The sequence below is a fragment of the Nostoc cycadae WK-1 genome (genome assembly GCF_002897135.1).
Taxonomy (GTDB): domain Bacteria; phylum Cyanobacteriota; class Cyanobacteriia; order Cyanobacteriales; family Nostocaceae; genus Nostoc_B.
On record NZ_DF978431.1, the window covers coordinates 154,506 to 175,215 of the forward strand.

A 20,710-nucleotide genomic window follows, 5' to 3' on the forward strand; every position below is an offset into this window, starting at 1 on the left:
TTGATTAACTATCAAACAAACCTAAGTCTGTGACTGCACCAAGGCTGCTGGAAGATACCAACTTGGCATATTTCGCCAATACACCTTTAGTGTAACGAGGTGGGCGGGGTTGCCAATTAGCACGGCGGCGGGCTAATTCTTCATCAGAAATATTCAACTGTAACAGCCGCGCTGGGGCATCAATTGTGATGCTATCACCTTCTTCGACTAAGGCGATCGCTCCCCCTACAGCGGCTTCTGGTGCAACGTGACCAACTACCATCCCGTAAGTACCACCAGAGAAGCGTCCATCAGTAATTAACCCGACAGAATCACCCAAGCCAGCACCAATAATTGCCGAGGTGGGAGCCAACATTTCCCGCATTCCAGGGCCACCTTTGGGGCCTTCGTAACGAATCACAATCACATCACCAGCTTTAATTTTGCCTGCCAAAATCGCATCTAAACAAGCTTCTTCTGATTCAAATACTCTGGCGGGGCCGGTAATGACTGGTTTTTTCACCCCGGTAATTTTAGCCACTGCACCCTCAGTAGCGAGATTACCTTTGAGAACTGCCAAGTGACCTTGAGCATACATCGGTTTATCCCAAGGGCGAATTACATCTTGGTCAGCCCTAGGTTCATTCGGCACATCGGCAAGGATTTCCGCAATGGTTTGACCACTGATGGTAATACAGTCACCATGCAGCAAATCATGTACCAGCAGCATTTTCATGACTTGAGGAATACCGCCAGCTTTGTGTAAGTCTGTCGCTACGTACTTACCGCTAGGTTTTAAATCACACAATACAGGTACACGACCACGGATAGTTTCAAAGTCGTCGATGGTTAATTCCACACCAGCCGCCCGCGCGATCGCTAGAAAATGTAATACTGCATTGGTAGAACCACCGACGGCCATAATTACAGAAATAGCATTTTCTATAGATTTGCGGGTGATAATCTGTCGGGGCAATAATTGCTTACGAATGGCTTCTACTAAAACAAACGCTGATTTTTCGGTACTGTCGGCTTTTTCGGCATCTTCGGCTGCCATTGTGGAAGAATAAGGTAAACTCATCCCCATTGCTTCAAATGCCGAAGACATGGTATTGGCTGTAAACATCCCACCACAAGAACCAGCACCAGGACAAGCATTTTGTTCAACTGCTGTTAATTCAGTTTCGTCAATTTTGCCGGCGCTGTATTGACCCACTGCTTCAAAGGAACTGACGACAGTTAAATCACGACCGTTGTAGTGTCCGGGTTTGATTGTACCACCGTAGACAAAAATCGCCGGAATATTCATCCGGGCGATCGCCAGCATTGCCCCTGGCATATTTTTATCACACCCACCAATCGCCAACACGCCATCCATACTTTGTCCTGTACAGGCGGTTTCAATAGAATCGGCAATCACTTCTCTTGATACGAGGGAATATTTCATCCCTTCCGTTCCCATCGAAATCCCGTCACTGATGGTAATTGTACCGAAAATTTGCGGCATAGCTCCAGCACTTTTAATACCAGATTCTGCCCTTTGTGCCAATTGATTTATCCCCATATTGCAAGGGGTAATAGTGCTGTAGCCATTGGCAATACCGACAATTGCCTTGTTAAAATCGGCATCTTCAAACCCAACAGCCCGGAGCATCGCTCGATTTGGCGATCGCTGTACACCTTGTGTTACAACCCGGCTTCTCAAATTATCCGACATCTTTCTTCCTTTGACTTTATCGCTTGTATTGCGATCGTATTATCTGATTTTCTCATGCCAACGCAGCACACAAGAGTATTAACCTCAGCGTTGATCATTTATTTATTGCCGAGTTTCCACCGAAGAGGCTTCGGGGAAGAGGGCAGGGGGAATTGGAGAAATATTCTACCCCTTGCTTCCTGCTCCCCTACCTCTTTTGACCACAGTGTTTTGTCAGGATTTGATTACCAGATATGTTGGTAATAACTACCAACCCTGGTAGGATTACTTATAGTATTATTACCAAATATATTGGTAAACACTCCTGTTGTTGGTAATATACGCCTGCGTCAACCTTACACCAACTCAACGATTCAGCATGTTTCTAACTCGAAGAAGAGGTTTGATCACCTGGATAGCTGCGGCGATTACCAGCTTGCTGTTAGTAATAGGCTTACCGCTGCTCAATCAGACAGCCGAAAAAGCACAGGCGGCAGTCACCTTGCGGGTCTTTGCCGCAGTTAGCTTATCAGAAGTACTACCAGAAATTGAAAATGACTTCATTGCCGCTAACCCTAGCTTAGGAGCTACTTTTGTCAACACTTTTGATTCTTCTGGTGCGTTGCTCAATCAAATCAACTTGCCAGCAAATCAGTCAGCAGGTATCCCAGATATTTTTATCTCGGCGGCGACAACGCAAATGAATAGCCTGCAAACAGCGGGACAATTAGCTTCTGGTTGGCCAGTGACAGTTGCAACTAACCGTCTAGTTTTGATTAGACCGACTACGCCGACTTCTCCGGCTCCCAGTCCGACGATCGCAGGTATTGACAGACTGACAAACAGCACCACCAGCAGTCCTCCCAGAAGTGGTATTAGAGGGATTGCTATCGGTGATCCCGCAACCGTACCCGCCGGAGCCTATGCTCAACAAGCTCTCCAAAGCACCCTCAGTGGTTGTGGTGCAGGTAGCTACAACACTCTCCTAAATAGTACGACTGCCAACAAGTTAGTGTTTGCTAGTAATGTCCGTAACGTCTTGACGGCAGTGCAAAATAAAACACTTAGTGGCAACACAATTGATGCAGGTCTAGTTTACACAACTGACCAAAGAATTTCTAATACTACTACCTTCATCACAACTGTGGCACAAAACTGCCACAGTTCGATTGTCTATCCGGCGGCTGTACTTAACAGAACTACTAATCTTACGGCTGCAACTAGTTTTGCCAACTTCTTATCAAGTTCTACAGCCAGAGGTAGGTTGACTGCTCGTGGATTTGGTACTCCTTAACCCCAGAAAATCTGCGATCGCTTTTTCAGCAACTTTTTATTCTCGTGACATTTAAATTATTTGGAGTTAAATCTGATGAAATCAGCGAAAAATATAGGACTGCTTGTTGTTGGTATGACTAGCGCCATTGCTATTACTGGTGCTTATATTCCCCAGGCGCAAGCGGTAAGAGTAAATCTAGTGCAGAATGGCGATTTTGAAGCAGACCCACTGGTAAATCCTGATTATGATCCCACTCTACCTAATCCTTTTATTACTGGCTGGAATAATAACAGTCTGATTGGTGTTGATATCTTTGCTAATCGTTTGTCAAATTATCCTAACCCAGCGACCAATGGTTTACGTAGCGTCGAACTTGGCTATACTCCGCCTGGAACATTAGCTTACCTTTCACAAACTCTAGCTACACAGAAGAATAAGAATTATGAACTCAGCTTTTATCTAGCCTCTGTAGAAGAAGCACCCCGTCTTGATAACATATTTCAAGTATTTGTCGGTGGACAAAAGCAGTTAGAACTAACAAACCTCACCTTAAATCCTGATTCCTTACAGAATTTCCAAAAATACACCGTTAATTTTGTCGCTACATCAAGAGTTACAGAGTTAAAGTTTGCCAGTCGTACTGGATATGACTGGTTAAACTTAGATGATGTGAGTGTTTACCGAGTCAGTAATGGGAATTCACAAGGTAGCGGAAACCAAGCTGTACCTGAACCAACAACTATTGGTGGTATCGCTATTGCTGGGTTACTAGGCAGTTGGTTAAAGCGCAAAAAAGCTGCGAGTTGTTAGTTTTCGTTAGGGAGTAGGTGAAGGAGTATAGGGTGTGTAAGGGTGTAAGTGTTCAAAAACCTTACATCCTTATACCCAGTCTCCCCAGACAATTTTTGTGCGTAAGTCCTGTTAATGACCTTATGCCGTCAAACTATTGCTTGCGGTTGCTGTGATTATCTTACGTACTTGGGCATCTGTAAGATTTTTATTCGCACTGAGCATCAAAGCTACTACCCCAGCAACATGAGGCGTTGCCATTGATGTGCCGTTCCAAGCAGCATATTTATTACCAGGAAGTGTAGAATAAACACCAACACCAGGGGCTGTAACATAGCTGACTAGTTCAGAGCCAGCTAAATTAGAAAAATTGGCCATATTCCCAGATTGATCAACTGCTCCCACCGCCACACCCCAATCTTGAGCATAATTCGCAGGATAGTATGGTGTGGAACCACTGGCATTTCCAGCGGCCATAACGACAATTGCGCCTTTGCTACTGGCATATTGCACGGCTAACTGTATATCAGTATTCGGCTGATCTTTGCCAATACTGATGTTAATCACATTTGCGCCATTGTTCACAGCGTAACGAATACCATTAGCGATCGCACTATCAGAGCCAGAGCCATTTTCATTTAAAACTTTCACTGGCATAATCTTGGCATTATAGGCAATACCAGTTACACCAAAGCTATTGTTTACCCCGGCAATAGTACCCGCAACGTGAGTACCATGACCGTTTTTGTCTAGGGTGTTATTGTTATTGCTAACAAAGTTCCAACCGTAGACATCATCAATATAACCATTGCCGTCATCATCCTTACCATTGCCAGCAATTTCCTTGGTATTTTTCCAAATATTAGAGCTTAAATCTCGATGGTTGCGGTCAACACCACTATCCACAACCGCGACAGTAATTCCTGCGCCTGTATAGCCTTTAGCCCAGACTTCTGAAGCTTTGATCAGATCTGCGCCCCAATTACGACCGCCCAAATCAGGAACATCTGCAAAGGTAGTTTGAGCTAAAGCTTGAGCCACAGCGGCGGCTGCATTAATCAAGCCATAACCATTTGTAGAACTAAAAATATTTTTCAGGGCGATCGCTTTAGCAACGATATTATTACTTTCATTCGTTTCAATTACATTGTTGTTACCATCAGCTTTGTACAACAGATAATAACTACCTGGGGCGACATTCTTCTCAATGCTAAAAGTGAGTGTTCTGGAACTGTAAGCACCTGCGGCCAGACTAGCAATTTCATCAGAGCCTAAATACAAATCATCATCACTCACTGTTTTATCTCTAGATAGATAAAAGGTTGTAGAGCTAGGAAAAGCTTTGCCAATACCTTGATTTTTGACACGATAACTAACTTTAAAACTCTCTCCCACAGATATAGAACTGGGAGCGACAGCATTTTGAACTATCAAATCTGTCTTCGTTTGAGTTACATTGATAGTCTGAGCAAAAGTATTATTGTTTAGATTGCTTTCAATAGCATCTCCATTACCATTAGCTTGATAAAGTAAATAATGACTACCAGCGGCAATATTATTTTCGATTTTGAGTGCGACTGATTCTGAACTATAAACACCAGCAGCAATACCATCAACATAGTCTGAGCCTAAGTAAACATCATCATCACTCACAGTTTGATCATGCGATAGATAAAAAAGTGTGTAGCTAGAAAAAGCATTTTCTACACCTTGATTTTTGACTTGATAGTTCAGGTTAATTGTACTACCAGCAGTTATTGAAGCTGGAGCTACAGCATTTTGTACTATTAAGTCTGGTTGGGCAGATGTCAGTGCGATCGCTTGAGTGTTTTCTTGGTTATTTTGCTGATTCAAGCTAGTGATATCAGAGCCAGCATTACTAGATTTTAAAGCAGATGAATAACTCTGATAATTTAGCAATTTAAGGCTGTTTTTTTTAGGAGAAATTAAGCTAACTTGATGGTGATGATTTTCCCAAATATTATGCTTACTAGTAGCGCTAGAAATAAGATTTATATTTTTTTGGTCAGAACGCATATCAAAATATTTTCACTTATATATTGCCCTGGTATCTGACTGAAATTAAGTAAAAAATTAACTAATTTGGTCTGTTTTTTCGCACACCAAATTTTCAGCAGCAAGCATTTTTACAAACCTACTGCTTAGATTAATTATTCTTTTAGCCACACCGCAGAAGCTTAATTCAGTCAAGATTTTTTAGATAATACCATTAAAGTTGGTAATTAGTTCATCTAGTTGGTATAACAAGCATAGTTAGTCTGCGTTCAAGTTGAACATTCTTTACTTAAGACTGTTAAACAAACATAAAATCTGATGCAGCTAGATAGGCAAAAAATATCGGTTTACTGTGTCATGCTTTTAGCCCAGTATAATATGTTTGCATCACTGATGCTGACGATTGTGGGCTTGACTTGACAGACTTTCTGCGCTTCTGGTGAACTGATCTAGATTTCTGGTGTCACCTTTTGTACTGCTCGTTCAAACCAACAAATTTGAGTAATAATCTGATTTTAGGCTTTATTTATGGCAAATATCCTACACATTGATTCTAGTCCTCGTGGTGAACGTTCTGTTTCACGCGCACTCACTTATGAGTTCATCACATCTTGGAAAGATACTCATTCAGGGGATACAGTTAGTTACCGAGATTTGGGTCATCATCCTGTTCCCCACGTAGACGAATCATGGATAGCTGCGGCTTTTACACCACCAGATACGCACACACCCGAATTAGCTGAGGCGATTAAGCTTTCGGATAGTTTAATTGATGAGTTTCTAGCTGCTGATCGCTATATTTTTGGTATACCAATGTATAACTTGAATATTCCTTCTACTTTCAAAGCTTACATTGACCAAATTGTTCGTGTTGGTCGCACCTTCACCGTTGATGCGAACGGCTATAAGGGTTTAGTTGATAGCAGCAAAAAAGTACTAATTATTACATCTCGTGGTGGGACTTTTCCTCCAGGTACACCCTTTGCAGCTTATGACTATCAAGAACCCTATCTCCGCGCTATTTTGGGTTTTATCGGTCTAACAGATGTGACATTTATTCATGCTGATAGCCTCAATTTAGGTGATGATGCTCGTCAACAATCATTAGCAGCTGCTAAAGACGCGATCGCTCAAGCTGTGGCTAACTGGTAAAGATATGCAATTTTATTTAGTTGTATAAAAGTTAAGGGCGTACATCTGTGCGCCCTTAGCAATTTTTGCGATCGCTTTTATCCAATTGTTAAAGCGGGTTCTTCACAAAAGTTAAATAAGGCTGAATCAGTTTCTGATTCATCTTCAAATACAGCAGAGATATACCATTCACAAGGAGAATCATTGGTATATTCAGCCCAAGCAATTGTTGCTGTTTCACCTGATGGAATCCCGTCATCACTCAAGGTAAATGGAAGCCACTCTTCATCATCAACAGATACCCACAACTCTGTAATTGCTAGGTCGGTGTCATTTGTAACGGTAAAGGTAAATTGGTCTGACATAAAATAGCCCTTTAGGATAACTAGACTGTCAATTGTCAGTCACCGATTATACTCGCTCTTTTTGGGAATCTCACCAGTTTAATTACCGAAATCGCTGCTGAGAGACAGTTTTAAGGCTTTTTGCTCAATTTTAATTCAGAAAAGAAGATAAAAATTTTACCGAGATTAGCGACTTTCCCTAGGGTAGAACACAAACATGAACTGAACTAGATTGCGTCATATAAACCACACCTATCTCCAGGTGGACATTAATTTGGATTTTAAGCTAAAGTTGTAATGAGTTTGTTTTAGATAAGAATATGATGAGCAAACCATCAACAAACTGTAAATACTATTATTTGAGACTGTAAGTTGTGCAGCGATCGCTAAAAACAACACAGTTGAGGCGAACAAGCAGCATATAATATTTTTTTATATCAAAAAGAAAAATTAAACATGGAAATACCCAATTTCCAGAATACTTAGCCAAACCTAATATGCAAAAACCAACGATAGCTAAAAAACCAATTCGTTCCTTAGAAGATGCACTAGATCGCTGTCAAATGCTGGGTATGCGGGTTAGCCGCCAGCGCCGCTTTGTCTTAGAATTGCTGTGGCAAGCAAATGAGCATTTATCTGCTAGAGAAATTTATGATCGCCTTAACCAAGAAGGCAAAGACATTGGCCATACCTCTGTATACCAAAACCTCGAAGCCTTATCAAGCCAAGGCATTATTGAGTGTATCGAACACTGTGATGGCCGTTTATATGGCAACATTAGTGATGCTCACAGCCATGTCAACTGTCTTGATACCAATCAAATTCTAGATGTCCACATAGAATTACCAGCAGAATTACTCCGTCAAGTTGAAGAACAAACAGGGGTACAAATCACGGAATATAGTATTAACTTTTATGGTTATCGCCATCCATCAGAAGATGTGTAAGGGTGTAGGGGTGTAGAGAAAAATAACTTTTGACTATGGACTATTGACCAATGACTAATCATAATCATTAGGATTTACACTAAATACCGTTTCATCTTCGACATCATCATCATCGTATAGATCTACGGAGACCATTGTCTCTCCTTGCAAACCTTCAAGTCCTTGAATATCAGGATGATTGTGCAACCAAGCTTCCGTTTTATCGGCGCTAGGGGTGATGCTCATTAAAGATTTTTGTGAGAGTAATTTTTTCAGGGTGTAAAACTGTTCCAAAGAGAATACAGCACCATTAACTGTGGCAATTTCTCTGTCAGTATCATTCAAAATAGTATCAAATAAGCAGGCATTGGTGAGATTGACAGTCTCAAAATTAATGTTTCTGAGATTAGCACCAGTCAAATTTGCACCAGTTAAATTTGCCCGGCTGAGGTTTGCGCCATTTAAATTTGCATAACTGAGGTTTGCACCAGTTAAATTTGCCCGGCTGAGATTTGCACCAGCTAAATTTGCATAACTGAGATTTGCACCTGAAAAATTTGTCTGTTCAAAATTGGCTTTAGCTAACATCATTTGTGACAAAGATGCCCCTGAGAGATTAAGTCCAATTAAGGATTGAGGGAGAATTCGCCGGACTAAAACATGATTAGATAAAATTGCCAGTTTACCCATCAGCATCGTCAAAGCTTCTGGGTAAAATTCAGTGACATTATCAGGATTACCGCAAGGAGAAAAAGCAACTTTTGTAACTCGATAGCCAGCACATAATAATAAAAATATATTTATACCGACGTTGGCATTAATTTGCTCAACATTAATAGGATTATTTAGTGTGTGGAAATAATTCCAAGCTTGATGAACGATTCCTTCATTCAACCAACGACCTTGACAGTAACCATGCCAAAATAATTCTAGACGTTGTAGTAATAAATCTAGAGAAAAATCGCTTTTAGGCTGGTGTAGTAAAGTTTCAATTACCAGTTGTTTGATTTCTCTAGTCAACACACCATAACCAAGTAGTTTATATAGATGTTGAGCAACACTCTGAGGAGAATCTAGGCAAAACATCAGGGTTCCATAGGCATCTTTTTGCTGCTGAGTCAAGATTTGTAGTTGATCAGCAATAGCGTCAGCACAGAGATATTCACCTAATTTGGGGTGGGAAAATTCTACCAAAAGTACGGAGTGGGATGTTTTGAAGTAGAAGGCTGGTAGGGTGTGAGGGTGAGAAGTTTTCGGTAAGTGAATTTGATCGCGATCGCTGTGTAAAATTTGCAGAGCGATCGCCTGCATTTGGTTTAATAAATCTTGGGGATGACTGCCTGAGAGTAAATTGGCGATCGCTTCTTGTGTACGATGAATGTGAGCCGAACCAGAACGCAATAGCATGGTTTTAATCCCACCAATTGCGGGATAGCCTAATAACCAACGACTCAGGCGATAATAAATTTCCCAAACTACAGTAAAAGTGCTATTTGATTGAGCTAATTGCCATATTTCATCATCTATGAGTGCGTCACGGTGTAAAACCCCTAGCAAATACAGCATCAATGGTTGGCGCACCAAAGCCGAAAGTTCGGGAAACTTAGAATTACTGACAAATAAACCAGATTGCTTTAAGAAGGTAAAGAAATTTTGGGCGATGGGTAATGATTGTAAAATTGCCCACTGTTGAAACCATTGTTTTAATTGTTCTTGTTCTAATGGTTGAATGATTATTTGTTGTAACTGCAATAATATATCGGAGTCAATTTCTTCTAAAGTATTTTTGCGACTAGTCAATATAATTTTATGTTTAGCTTCAGATTGAAATTCAATTAGCTGCTGGAGAAAAATTGCCTTTGCCCTTGTGCCTAAACTAGAAGCAGGTAATTCATCCAAACCATCTAAAAGTAACAAACATCGCGAATGTTCTTGATCAAACCAATCACTTAAATTAACCTGAGTATTCAAAATAAACCCAGAATTAAGAGTTTCTGCTAAAGTTTTGCCATACTTAATATCCCGCAATCTAATAATTACTGGCATCCAAACAGGATAAAGTTCTCGTGCTACTTCTGCTGCCCAAATTTGGCAAAAACTGGTTTTACCATATCCTGGTTCTGATGTAATGACAGCGATTGTTTCGCTATCTGCTAACTGTTCTTGCACCCATTTTTTTAAATCAACAGATACCGATGGAGAATTACTTTTGTCTGAGACTAAACCCTTGAGAGGAATATAAATATCTTTGAGTGCAAAAGATTCTATAAATAAAGGTGTACTCAGATTTTGGAGCAGAATCCCCCGATAATTTTCTCGACATAAATCAATTTTGTCTCCTACAGTCGAATTAGTAGAGGTTCCCAAAGCACCTAGTTCTGAGGTGGAAATATTTATAGTAGAACCTAACTGGAAAAATTTTTGTAATTGTGCCAGTTGCGGTGCATTTTCAGCCACAACTTTGAGTAAATATCCACTTAGGGAATGAGTTAAACGCTGCGTTAACAATTTTGCTTCTAAATCTTCAGCACCATTGGCAATTAACCAAGCTACAGTAGCATTATTCATTTGTTGTACTAATAATGAATCTGCCACTACAGATAGTGCTTGTTCAGCTTGAGTATCAGTTAATTTACCTGGACTTAGAGTTTTCAAAAGTCCTTGGAGTTGAACATCTTGTAAACTGAGTTTGCCAATCAACTCTTTCAATATTTCCGCGGGAGTTGGAATTATGGCTCGATTCAGCCAAGGTTTTTGCAGGCTGACTTCTTGTTGAATCACCTGTTGTAAAGCTTGGAGATAGGCAATTTGAAACGCCAACCATGTACCTTCGTTACGTTTTAAGGCTTTTTTTTCACTGAGACTACGCAATAGGCTTTCTGTTAATCGGGCGATGACATTAATATCTTCCCAAACAGACCCCAAAGGCAATTCTAACACCTCCACTAAGGTACAGACATCAAGCGGTGCAAGGCTTTTGAGTTCCATGTCTTGGACAATCCGGTAGGCGACTCCCGCCAATTGACCAAGGGAAAATGCTCTAATTTGGTGGATTTCAATCTGGCGTTCTGCCAACCATTGCCGAATACTGAGGTTCATTTAATTACACAATTAAGACTCCGCCTATGTAATTATGATTCATTTATTGGTGGACGAAAACAGGTGACAATGAGTAAGAATATCCTTAGTGTCTCAGGTAATGATGAGCGATCGCCCTCTCAAAATATTACTAATTGACCAAGATCCTATTTTTCGCTTGGGACTGCGGATAGCTTTAGAAGAAATGGCTGATGGGCAAGTTGTAGCAGAAGTAGAAACCAATACGGCTGCTTTGCAAAGACTAGCAGAATTTGCTCATCAAGACCCCAACCAAGTAAATCTAGTAGTTTTGGAATTGGGCAACGGTCGTTCTCTTGATAGTCAGTTACAAAGTTTAAAATTGTGTCGTCTGCTCAAAAGTACATATCCCACTTTGCCAATTTTACTGCTGAGTTCTGTCCAAAACCCAGAAATACTTACGGCGGCTAAGGTAGCTGGGATCAATGGCTATCTCCCTAAAGGTACTCCCATATCTCAAATAATTGCCGTCATAGCAGAAGTAGCAACAGGTGATTCCTATTGGGTATTAAATACCAATCCTTCTCCAGTTAATATTTCTCCACCGCCTCAGATGCCTTTATTGGGGCTATGGCATAATCAGTGTTTATCAGGAATTAATTATATTAATGATTCCTTAGCAAAAGTTACATTACAATTACAAACCCCAGGTTTACCAATACTAGAACGGGCTGTACTGGCTGGACAACGGCGAGAACTTTTAGCGGCGCATTGGTTACTCAATAAATTTTTAAGTTCATCCCAACAAAGGCAACGATTAACTTCCTCTCCTGAAGAATTGCCATTTATTCCTTTATCTAGTAGTGCTATTGTCACAACAGATGTGGAACAACCACTAACTTTGTTACCAGATATTAACCCAATTAACTTGCAATTTGAGTTATTTTCTACTTGTATCAATAAGCTACAATCGCCCTTAGAAAACGTTGCGGATGTTCCTTTAGAGATTGATATTTTATATGAAGCGAAAAAACGTGATTTACTTTATTTAATATTACAAAAATTAGCTACACAGTTAGATAGTTTACGTGCGGCTCAAATTACAATTGAGCAGTTAGAAGGATACAAAAATACTATATTATTTGATGTTTGGCAAGCTACAGTTACAGATTTTTTCGGTAAATTTTCCCAAGTTCAAGTCGGGAAGCAAAGTATTGCAGTGGTAAATGTATTGTTGCAAAATCCTAGAGTTATTCAAACAGAAATATTAAATAAAATTCCTTTTGTATTAGAGTTATTTTCTTATTTACTGTTTCAGACAGATTTATATATTGATAATCATGCTTATTTAGCTGATAGTGATGATGCTAAATCTCAGGCATTAATCATTTTAGAGAATTTGTTGATTCAGGTTGGTAATGGGGTATTACAACCACTGTTAAATTATTTAGCCGATGTAGAAGCGATTAAGAAAAATTTCTATACTCGGAAGTTAATTTCTACGCGAGAAATTGAACGTTTTAGAAATGAATTATCATGGAAATATCGTTTAAATAATTATGTTAATGAAGCCAAAGCAATTTTTGAAAGCCGCTATGAGTTGTTTGTATTAGCACCGCGCGGGATTGCTAAAACTTCGATATATGCTCCGCGAAACGCAGAATTAGCCAAGCTTTCGGGAGTTCCTTTATTGGTGACGCTAGGGCTAGAATTTTGGGATGCGATCGCTCCTCGCCTACAATCCCTATTATCTTTTCTAGGGAGTGGTATTGTCTTTGTGCTGACTCAAATTATCGGTCGTGGTTTAGGTTTAATCGGTCGTGGGATTTTGCAAGGTATCGGTAGTGTGTCGTTCCAAGATAAAAATTTCAACCGCAACAGCGAAAGACCAAAGTGAATAAGTAGTCATTTGTTATTGATTATCAATTGCTGCTAACCACACTTGCAAATCAGCCAAACTGGTGAAATCCAGCAATGCCTCACTCAGATTTTCGAGAACAAGCAGAGGTAAACTGGAAATGCGCGATCGCAGTTCTTCAGATAGTTCTCCAAATCGCTTAGTTAGCAATCGAATCACAAGATTAACCGCCTCTTGTTGTCGAGGATTGATTGAGGACTGCTGTAACTGTAATTTTATTCATTTTAGCACCGTGCCGGATTGCTAAAATTTCGCTTTACGCTTCTTATAGCAATTTTTTTATTGTGAAAGACACAAGTGAATAGACAATCAATTATTTCCATTAACTTACCAGAAGTGCAGTTAATTTTGCATTGCGCTCATACTCAGCGATCGCCAGCTTTAAACATAGCAATTCAGGAACTTTGTAAGACACAGATTAATTGGACTTTATTGCAAGATTTATCTAGCTGCAATGGAATTGATGGTTTGCTCTGGGAAAGTTTACAAACTGTTGATGCGGTGAATGTACCCAGGAGTTTGTTGAATCAACTCCAGCAAAATTATCAAGGTTATATACTCAAGGGGATGATTTTCAGTCATGAATTAATCAGACTATTGCAAGATTTCAACAGACATCAAATTCCGGTTTTACCATACAAAGGCCCGACTTTAGCAGTTGCACTCTATGGTAGTTACGCACTCCGTTATTTCAGTGACTTGGATATCTTAATCCATCCAGATTATTTAGTAGCTGCAAAAGCTTTATTAATTCAGCATGGTTATGAAACCCTGGCAGTGGATAATATTCAAGAAAGAATGAATATTTGGTCAGATAGTGAACGAGATTTTTTGCTGCCAAATAAAGATGTAGCCATAGATTTACACTGGCGATTAACACCAAGATTTTTTGCGTTAGAAATACCTTTTGAACAACTGTGGGAACGTCGTCAGTTAGTGAGTTTGTTAGACACTGATGTTGCTACCTTATCGCCCGAAGACTTGCTTTTACTATTGTGCGTTCACGGTGCCAAAGAATGCTGGTCACAATTAAAGTGGATTTGTGATATTGCTGAATTATTGCAAACTTACAAACATCTCGATTGGCAGACTGTGGAGGAGCGATCGCAAGTATTACACTGTCATCGAATGCTACTTTTAGGGCTGAAACTGGCTCAAGATTTGTTACAAGCCCCAATTCCCCAATCTTTACAAACCGCAATTATCCAAGACACTTGCTTACCTGAGTTGTCTCAACAAGTGATCAATCGCTTATTCTCACATCCTATGCCCTTATCCACAACTTGGCAAACAACAATGTTTCGTTTGCGAGTCCGCGATCGCAGTAGGGATTGGGTGCAGTATTTTGTTTGGCGGTTGTTAATTCCCAATGTGCGCGATCGGCGGTTGTTCAACCTGCCAAATTCACTCTCTTTCTTGTATTACCTCATCAGGCCAATCCGCTTGTGCGTCGAACAATTAAGTAAAGCGATCAGAAAATGATTGACATGATTCAGTAACAATTTGTTGCCAATCATACGTTTTGCCGAAGAAGTCAGATTAGAATCACCAGCGAATGTAATAAATTGATTTGATCTAGCAAAGTCACGGCTTCTGGCTAGAGAAAGGCAGGAAGGAAGAAGGTTTTAGTTTAGTTAACCTTTTTTAATATAATTTTATTTTTTCCCACCGACTTACTTATCAATAGGGGGTAAAGGGTGTAAATCTTTTTTTCGTGCTTGATGGCAAATGTTTACCATGATTGACTGGAAGTGCTGAGTAAGAATACTAGCCTCTACGTTCTATCTGATTCATGGTGGTGATTTTTTTGAGCTAATTTTAACTGTTTTAATATTTATTCTCAGGGTTTGACACTACTGCATTAGGATGATTTTGACAACTTCACCAGTTGATCAGGATGCCAACAAACAGGCATTCTGCTTAGAAAATCTGAAATGGAGCGATCGCATTTTCTTCAGCAGTTATGGCATAGGAATTGGCATCAGACTGAACAAGTCTACTTTGCTAGAACCGCTGCAAGCGTATTTGCCACCCATCCGCTTTCCATTATCTGGATTACCTGTTCAGAAACTCTATTCATTGTGGGTTGGCGCAGACAAAGATGATGAGTCTGTCTATCGGCTATATGAAGGACAAACCGAACTGCTTTGTTCTCCCAATTTGGATGAGGTCTTAACGCTACTAGAAAATGACCTGTGTTTATCGATTGGGATGGCTACTCAGGATTGGTTATTTATTCATGCTGGCGTAGTTGCTTGGGGCGATTATGCGATCGTCATTCCTGGGCGTAGTTTCAGTGGGAAAACGACCTTAGTCATGGCCTTTTTGCAAGCTGGCGCAACTTATTACTCGGATGAATACGCCGTTTTAGATCGCCAGGGATTAGTTCATCCCTATCCTAGAGCCGTATCTGTACGTACTTCTTCTGAAAAAAGACAGCGATTGACTGCCACCAATCTAGGGGTCGCTGTGGGTAGTCGTCCTCTGAAAATCAAAGTAATTTTACAAACACAGTATCATCCGCAAGCAAAATGGCAACCAACAGCAATATCCACTGGACAAGCCATTCTAGGACTGTTGGATAACACTTTAACTGCTCGGTTATACCCGGAGCTAACATTATCTATTTTGACTGCTGCAACTGTCGGTAGTTCATGTTTCGCTGGACAACGGGGTGAAGCAGCACAATTAGTTGATCAGGTATTGACATTGCTTTCTTAAGCAGAGACCAAATACAAGGAGAATAAATTGATGATTCCAGTTGCTCGCACCGAAAATTTATTGATTCAAGAAGTCGGAGACGAGTTAATTGTTTATGATGAAACGCGAGATACTGCCCATTGCCTAAGTGCGATCGCCGTACGTGTCTGGTATCTGTGTAATGGTCAAAACACCGTCGAAACCATTGCGCGTTTGTTACAAGAAGAGTTCGAGTTTCCACCAAATCAAAAAGTTGATTGGCATGGTTTAGTTCAATTGACATTAGCTGAGTTAGAACAGTTTCACCTGTTAGATGCAGCCGTTACCGAACCTCTGAATAGCCCCCAAACTTCCCGCCGCCAAGTCCTCAAAAAAGTCAGTTTAGTAGGTGGCTTTGCCATTGGCTCTTTGTTCCCAGCCATTAAATCGATTATTGTTCCTACTCCAGCAATGGCGGCTCCCACTGGCTCTAGTGCTACGACAACTACAACTACTACCACCATCACTACTACAACTACTACAACTACAGCCGCGCCAACTACAGCCGCGCCAACTACCAAGTAGTGTAATTGACACACTTCTATTACCGCTTTTCCCAGATTTTTACTTTTAGCAGCATCATGCAAGATATTGTCTGTTTAGAACCGGGAACTGATAAACAGCCAGATGACTTTCTTTCTTAAGCAGAAACCGAATACAAGGAGAATAAATTGATGATTCCAGTTGCTCGCACCGAAAATTTATTGATTCAAGAAGTCGGAGAAGAGCTAATTGTTTATGATGAAACACGAGATACTGCCCATTGTCTCAGTGCGATCGCCGTACGTGTCTGGTATCTGTGTAATGGTCAAAACACCGTCGAAACTATTGCGCGTTTGTTACAAGAAGAGTTCGAGTTTCCACCAAATCAAAAAGTTGATTGGCATGGTTTAGTTCAATTGACATTAGCTGAGTTAGAACAGTTTCACCTGTTAGATGCAGCCGTTACCGAACCTCTGAATAGTCCCCAAACTTCCCGCCGCCAAGTACTCAAAAAAGTCAGTTTAGTAGGTGGCTTTGCCATTGGCTCTTTGTTCCCAGCCATTAAATCAATTATTGTTCCTACTCCAGCAATGGCGGCTCCCACTGGCTCTAGCTCAACTTCTTCACCGACAACAACATCTACAAGTACAACAACAACAGCGCCAACGACAACATCTACAAGTACAACGACAACAGCACCAACGACAACACCATTTACAACAATATTCACAACACCATTTACAACAATATTCATAACACCACCTCCCTCTTAGTGTGATTGGCACACTTCTGTTACCGCTTTTTCTAGATTTTTACTGTTAGCAGCACTATGCAAGATATTGTCTGTTTAGAACCGGGAACTGATAAACAGCCAGATGACCAACAGGTGGTCAAGACTCCACTTTATGTACAGGTGCTAAATTTTCTAGACCACAAAGAATGGCAAACGTTACTCAATTACACTCTGGCGCAAGCAAATCAGTTTGTTCCCAGTACCACTTTTACCAATCAGCCAGACTATCGAGTTTCCCAAAGTTTGAATGCGGTTGCAGAAGTCCAATCACTCATAGTTGATAAAGTAAAGTCCTTACTGCCACAAGTCTGCCAGCAGTTAGATATTCCACCATTTTTTGTGACGTTAATTGAAGCACAAATTACCGCACATAACGATGGCAACTATTACAAACTGCATAGTGATAACGGTAGTTACGATACTTTCAACCGAGAAATTTCCTATGTTTACTATTTTTATCGGGAACCACAGGCATTTTCGGGTGGTGAGTTGCGTTTTTGCGTAGATGACAGTAATCAACTCTTAGAACAACAGATAACTCCCCAGCAAAACAGCATCATTCTGTTTCCCAGTCGTTATCTACATGAAGTGTTACCTGTTTGTTGTCCATCAAAAATGTTTGCTAACAGCCGTTTCACTTTTCACGGCTGGATTCGGAAATCGGTGTTTACAAACCCTACTAATTGGTAATTTATTGCTGTTTTGGCGGTGATACATGATGAGCGATCGCATTTTTGTCCAGATTGCGGCTTACCGCGATTTTGAATTAATCCCCACAGTCAAAGATGCCTTAGCCCAGGCACTATGTCCAGAACGCATCAGTTTTGGTATTTGCTGGCAATATGGCAATGATGAAGAACTACACTTCATTGATGGGCTGAAAGATATTGCCAATTGCCGGGTTGCTACAGTACCAGCAGCCGAATCTTGCGGTTTGGGTTGGGCAAGATCCCAAACTGAAAAACTTTGGCAAGGAGAACGCTATGCCCTGCAAACAGATGCACACATGCGCTTTGCTACTGGCTGGGATACCCTACTGATTGAAATGTTGGCGATGTGTCCCAGCCAAAAGCCTGTACTCACAGCATTTCCTCCTGGTTATCATCCCCCCAGAATAATTGTGTCGAATTTCCCCACAGGTACGGCCACAGGCAGATTTGCCCACAATGGGATGATGACCCCAAGGGCTGTGGAAGATTTAAGCAACTATCACGCCCCTAAATCTGGCGCATTTATGGCGGGGGGATTTATGTTTGCCGATGCGCGGTTGATGCAGGAAGTTCCCCATGATCCACTGCTTTACTTTTCGGCAACTGAGGTGGCTTATTCTGTCCGCGCCTGGACAAATGGTTGGGATATTTACCATCCCCATCGTGTTATCTGTTGGCACTATTACTATGACACTCAAGAAAAGCCACGCCCGCTAAACTGGGAAGACAACCAAGACTGGTACCAGCGCCATATTATTTCCGAACAGCGATTTCGCCAAATTTTGCAGATGGAACCAATGACTGAGGATTTTGGCATTTATGGGTTAGGAAATGTGCGATCGCTTACAGATTACGAAGCATTTGCGGGTGTGAGTTTTCGCAACTGGCAACAATACATCAAAGATGAACAACAACGGGCGATGCAATTGCTGTCTGGATGTCTCCAAGTCTATTTTGACGAGACAGTTAGCGATCGCCTCCAGTCTCTGTTAAACGACGACAAAGACTATTCTCGGCTTGTGCAGATTGATTGGCAGTATTTTGTACATGTTGCCTCTGAGTTAGGTGTATTATCGCTTGCCTATTGGGGTTTAAACAAAACGGCTCCTAAGTTTGTTCCAGAGTCTACACTGCGAGAATTGCAGCAATACTATTACGCTAATGCCCTGCGTAATCGTTCCCATAGCCAAGTTTTACTGCATTTATTAAATCAACTCGCCACCGCCCAAGTCACGGCGATTCCCATCAACGAGCCAGCCCTCGCCGCCTTGGTAGATGGTGATTTATCTCTCTGGCCATTTCAAACCCTGGATTTGTGGATAGCAGCCCGCGATCGCGCCACCGCTACAGAAATCCTCACAGCCGCCGGATATCAGCCGGGAGAGATTTGGCAAATTGGGCAACAATCCTTCACCCATCCCCAACGCGCCGTAAAAATTGAGCTACACTGGCAGCTTTTAGGTTGGGAATGGCAAACAGAACGCCTGTGTAAAGTAGAGTTAGAAAATCACACAATCCAGACCCTACCACCGCGAGATTACTTACTTCTGCTCTGTATTAGTGCCGCAAAAATTGGTTGGGAGCGATCGCTGTGGAAAGTTTACCAAATCGCCACCTTAATCGCCCGTTACCCTTCACAGCCCTGGGAAGACTTGTTACAGCAGGCAGAACAAATGACCGCTAAAGAAGCCTTATTCACAGGAATTTGGTTAGCACATCAGTGTTTTAGGACTGCTCTACCCGCAGCAGTCACACAGTGCTTAGAGACTATGCCAGAAGTTTCGGCCATCACTATACCGTGGTTAGGAGCGAGCGAATCATGAATCGCCAAGTAGTATTAGTTACAGGCGGATGTGGTTTTATCGGTTCCCATCTGGTCGAAGAATTAGTGAATAGAGGGTATTATGTGCGAGTGCTGGATAACCTGTCTACAGGCAAGTTAGAAAATTTACTGGCTGTACCTCCAGACAGGTGGGAATGGATTAAAGGTGATTTGACCAATTATAAACAGGTAAAAAAAGCGACGCAAGGCTGTGATTATGTCTTTCATCAAGCTGCGATCGCTAATATCTCAGAATCCTTCACAGATACTGTCGGGACACATCAAGTTAATTATGGTGGGACAGCCAATGTTTTAAAAGCAGCCCATCACTGTCGAGTCAAACGAGTCATATTTGCTAGTAGTGCGGCTGTTTATGGGAATGATCCTACATTGCCAAAACGAGAATCAATGCCAACTCATCCCATTAGTCCATACGGTGCAGATAAACTTGCTTCTGAGCAGTTGGGACAAATTTATCATCAACAAGGCTTGGTGGAGTTTGTTTCGTTGCGCTATTTTAATGTGTTTGGTCTGCGTCAGAATAGTCATTATACAGGGGTGATTTCTCAGTTTTGCGATCGCATCCGTCAAAGCTTACCGCCAATAATTTATGGTAATGGATTGCAAAGTCGTGATTTTATTCACGTTTCTGATGTAGTTCAAGCCAACTTAATTGCAATGGAACATCCTCAAGCCGCAGGTAAAATCCTCAATATTGGATGCGGCCAAGCTACCAGCTTATTAGAGTTAATCGCGCTATTAAATCAAATTACTAAACAAAATCTGCGTCCTATCTTTCGCCCAGGTCTTCCGGGAGATATTCACCACAGCCACGCCGATAATACAGCTATGCGATATTTAAAATGGTCTTCCCAAGTAGATCTTCATCAAGGCTTGACCAGCTTACTATTTACCCCTGCCCATCAACCACAAATGCAGGACTTACGCACAAAAATAGTCGTTTAAAACTGGTGTCGGGGTGTAAGGTTTTGGATACACACACTCCTCTGAAAAAAGGTCATCGAGAAACA

Annotated in this window: 17 protein-coding genes; 12 read left to right on the forward strand and 5 right to left on the reverse strand. The window is 41.2% G+C overall.

The genetic code is table 11. The features are described 5' to 3' along the window. Window positions 1-4: 4 nt before the first annotated feature. On the reverse strand, window positions 5-1,696 hold the full coding sequence (gene ilvD, locus NCWK1_RS17095) for a dihydroxy-acid dehydratase (protein WP_103125533.1): 1,692 nt from the start codon (window positions 1,694-1,696) through the stop codon (window positions 5-7). Window positions 1,697-2,054: 358 nt separating this feature from the next. On the opposite strand from ilvD, the gene modA reads away from it, so the two are divergent. Continuing rightward, the gene (gene modA, locus NCWK1_RS17100; RefSeq protein ID WP_103125534.1) at window positions 2,055-2,969 is read left to right on the forward strand and encodes a molybdate ABC transporter substrate-binding protein; all 915 of its coding nucleotides are present in this window, start codon (window positions 2,055-2,057) and stop codon (window positions 2,967-2,969) included. 75 nt (window positions 2,970-3,044) lie between these two features. Beyond that, complete coding sequence (locus tag NCWK1_RS17105; RefSeq protein WP_103125535.1) at window positions 3,045-3,761, forward strand: PEP-CTERM sorting domain-containing protein; 717 nt, start codon at window positions 3,045-3,047, stop codon at window positions 3,759-3,761. Between the two features lie 120 nt (window positions 3,762-3,881). Here NCWK1_RS17105 and NCWK1_RS17110 read toward each other — a convergent pair whose 3' ends face one another. Next, entirely contained in the window at window positions 3,882-5,777 is a 1,896-nt protein-coding gene (locus NCWK1_RS17110) for a S8 family serine peptidase (protein WP_103125536.1), read from the reverse strand. Window positions 5,778-6,284: 507 nt separating this feature from the next. Here NCWK1_RS17110 and NCWK1_RS17115 point away from each other — a divergent pair. Beyond that, entirely contained in the window at window positions 6,285-6,908 is a 624-nt protein-coding gene (locus NCWK1_RS17115; RefSeq protein WP_103125537.1) for an FMN-dependent NADH-azoreductase, read from the forward strand. A 77-nt stretch (window positions 6,909-6,985) separates the two neighbouring features. On the opposite strand, the gene NCWK1_RS17120 is transcribed toward NCWK1_RS17115, so the two are convergent. Then, window positions 6,986-7,252: a hypothetical protein gene (locus NCWK1_RS17120; RefSeq protein WP_015112584.1), complete on the reverse strand. Its 267-nt coding sequence runs from the start codon at window positions 7,250-7,252 to the stop codon at window positions 6,986-6,988. A gap of 476 nt (window positions 7,253-7,728) precedes the next feature. On the opposite strand from NCWK1_RS17120, the gene NCWK1_RS17125 reads away from it, so the two are divergent. After that, window positions 7,729-8,178: a Fur family transcriptional regulator gene (locus NCWK1_RS17125; protein ID WP_096583848.1), complete on the forward strand. Its 450-nt coding sequence runs from the start codon at window positions 7,729-7,731 to the stop codon at window positions 8,176-8,178. A 54-nt stretch (window positions 8,179-8,232) separates the two neighbouring features. Here the strand turns inward: NCWK1_RS17125 and NCWK1_RS17130 are convergent, their stop codons facing one another. After that, window positions 8,233-11,256, reverse strand: a complete 3,024-nt coding sequence (locus tag NCWK1_RS17130; RefSeq protein ID WP_103125538.1) for a pentapeptide repeat-containing protein — start codon at window positions 11,254-11,256, stop codon at window positions 8,233-8,235. Window positions 11,257-11,359: 103 nt separating this feature from the next. Between NCWK1_RS17130 and NCWK1_RS17135 the strand changes: the two genes are divergently transcribed. Beyond that, entirely contained in the window at window positions 11,360-13,111 is a 1,752-nt protein-coding gene (locus NCWK1_RS17135) for a DUF3685 domain-containing protein (protein ID WP_103125539.1), read from the forward strand. 15 nt (window positions 13,112-13,126) lie between these two features. Here the strand turns inward: NCWK1_RS17135 and NCWK1_RS17140 are convergent, their stop codons facing one another. Further along, complete coding sequence (locus NCWK1_RS17140) at window positions 13,127-13,351, reverse strand: DUF4351 domain-containing protein (protein WP_103125540.1); 225 nt, start codon at window positions 13,349-13,351, stop codon at window positions 13,127-13,129. A 78-nt stretch (window positions 13,352-13,429) separates the two neighbouring features. Here NCWK1_RS17140 and NCWK1_RS17145 point away from each other — a divergent pair, with 78 nt between their 5' ends. The 7 genes from NCWK1_RS17145 to NCWK1_RS17175 all read left to right on the forward strand — a co-directional run bounded on the left by NCWK1_RS17145 (window position 13,430) and on the right by NCWK1_RS17175 (window position 20,645). After that, the gene (locus NCWK1_RS17145) at window positions 13,430-14,614 is read left to right on the forward strand and encodes a nucleotidyltransferase domain-containing protein (protein ID WP_103125541.1); all 1,185 of its coding nucleotides are present in this window, start codon (window positions 13,430-13,432) and stop codon (window positions 14,612-14,614) included. 390 nt (window positions 14,615-15,004) lie between these two features. After that, a complete protein-coding gene (locus tag NCWK1_RS17150; protein WP_146034002.1) occupies window positions 15,005-15,853 on the forward strand; it encodes a phosphoenolpyruvate carboxykinase (ATP) in 849 nt (282 codons plus the stop codon). A 30-nt stretch (window positions 15,854-15,883) separates the two neighbouring features. Next, window positions 15,884-16,396 (forward strand): PqqD family protein, encoded by a 513-nt coding sequence (locus NCWK1_RS29170; RefSeq protein WP_146034003.1) that lies wholly within the window; start codon window positions 15,884-15,886, stop codon window positions 16,394-16,396. A 149-nt stretch (window positions 16,397-16,545) separates the two neighbouring features. After that, entirely contained in the window at window positions 16,546-17,127 is a 582-nt protein-coding gene (locus NCWK1_RS17160) for a PqqD family protein (protein ID WP_103125542.1), read from the forward strand. A 56-nt stretch (window positions 17,128-17,183) separates the two neighbouring features. Continuing rightward, window positions 17,184-17,837 (forward strand): 2OG-Fe(II) oxygenase, encoded by a 654-nt coding sequence (locus NCWK1_RS17165; RefSeq protein ID WP_103125543.1) that lies wholly within the window; start codon window positions 17,184-17,186, stop codon window positions 17,835-17,837. 25 nt (window positions 17,838-17,862) lie between these two features. After that, window positions 17,863-19,680, forward strand: coding sequence for a GlcNAc-transferase family protein (locus NCWK1_RS17170; protein ID WP_103125544.1), 1,818 nt, complete (start codon window positions 17,863-17,865; stop codon window positions 19,678-19,680). After that, window positions 19,677-20,645, forward strand: coding sequence for an NAD-dependent epimerase/dehydratase family protein (locus NCWK1_RS17175; protein WP_103125545.1), 969 nt, complete (start codon window positions 19,677-19,679; stop codon window positions 20,643-20,645). Before NCWK1_RS17170 ends, NCWK1_RS17175 begins: the two co-directional genes overlap by 4 nt. The last annotated feature ends 65 nt before the right edge of the window (window positions 20,646-20,710 follow it).

Bases quoted from the DNA above. Each gene is read 5' to 3' on its own strand.
- NCWK1_RS17110 (WP_103125536.1), bottom strand. From the start codon at position 5,777: ATGCGTTCTGACCAAAAAAATATAAATCTTATTTCTAGCGCTACTAGT.
- NCWK1_RS17120 (WP_015112584.1), bottom strand. From the start codon at position 7,252: ATGTCAGACCAATTTACCTTTACCGTTACAAATGACACCGACCTAGCA.
- NCWK1_RS17165 (WP_103125543.1), top strand. From the start codon at position 17,184: ATGCAAGATATTGTCTGTTTAGAACCGGGAACTGATAAACAGCCAGAT.
- NCWK1_RS17115 (WP_103125537.1), top strand. From the start codon at position 6,285: ATGGCAAATATCCTACACATTGATTCTAGTCCTCGTGGTGAACGTTCT.
- NCWK1_RS17175 (WP_103125545.1), top strand. From the start codon at position 19,677: ATGAATCGCCAAGTAGTATTAGTTACAGGCGGATGTGGTTTTATCGGT.
- ilvD (WP_103125533.1), bottom strand. From the start codon at position 1,696: ATGTCGGATAATTTGAGAAGCCGGGTTGTAACACAAGGTGTACAGCGA.
- modA (WP_103125534.1), top strand. From the start codon at position 2,055: ATGTTTCTAACTCGAAGAAGAGGTTTGATCACCTGGATAGCTGCGGCG.
- NCWK1_RS29170 (WP_146034003.1), top strand. From the start codon at position 15,884: ATGATTCCAGTTGCTCGCACCGAAAATTTATTGATTCAAGAAGTCGGA.
- NCWK1_RS17160 (WP_103125542.1), top strand. From the start codon at position 16,546: ATGATTCCAGTTGCTCGCACCGAAAATTTATTGATTCAAGAAGTCGGA.
- NCWK1_RS17135 (WP_103125539.1), top strand. From the start codon at position 11,360: ATGAGCGATCGCCCTCTCAAAATATTACTAATTGACCAAGATCCTATT.
- NCWK1_RS17170 (WP_103125544.1), top strand. From the start codon at position 17,863: ATGATGAGCGATCGCATTTTTGTCCAGATTGCGGCTTACCGCGATTTT.
- NCWK1_RS17105 (WP_103125535.1), top strand. From the start codon at position 3,045: ATGAAATCAGCGAAAAATATAGGACTGCTTGTTGTTGGTATGACTAGC.
- NCWK1_RS17125 (WP_096583848.1), top strand. From the start codon at position 7,729: ATGCAAAAACCAACGATAGCTAAAAAACCAATTCGTTCCTTAGAAGAT.
- NCWK1_RS17130 (WP_103125538.1), bottom strand. From the start codon at position 11,256: ATGAACCTCAGTATTCGGCAATGGTTGGCAGAACGCCAGATTGAAATC.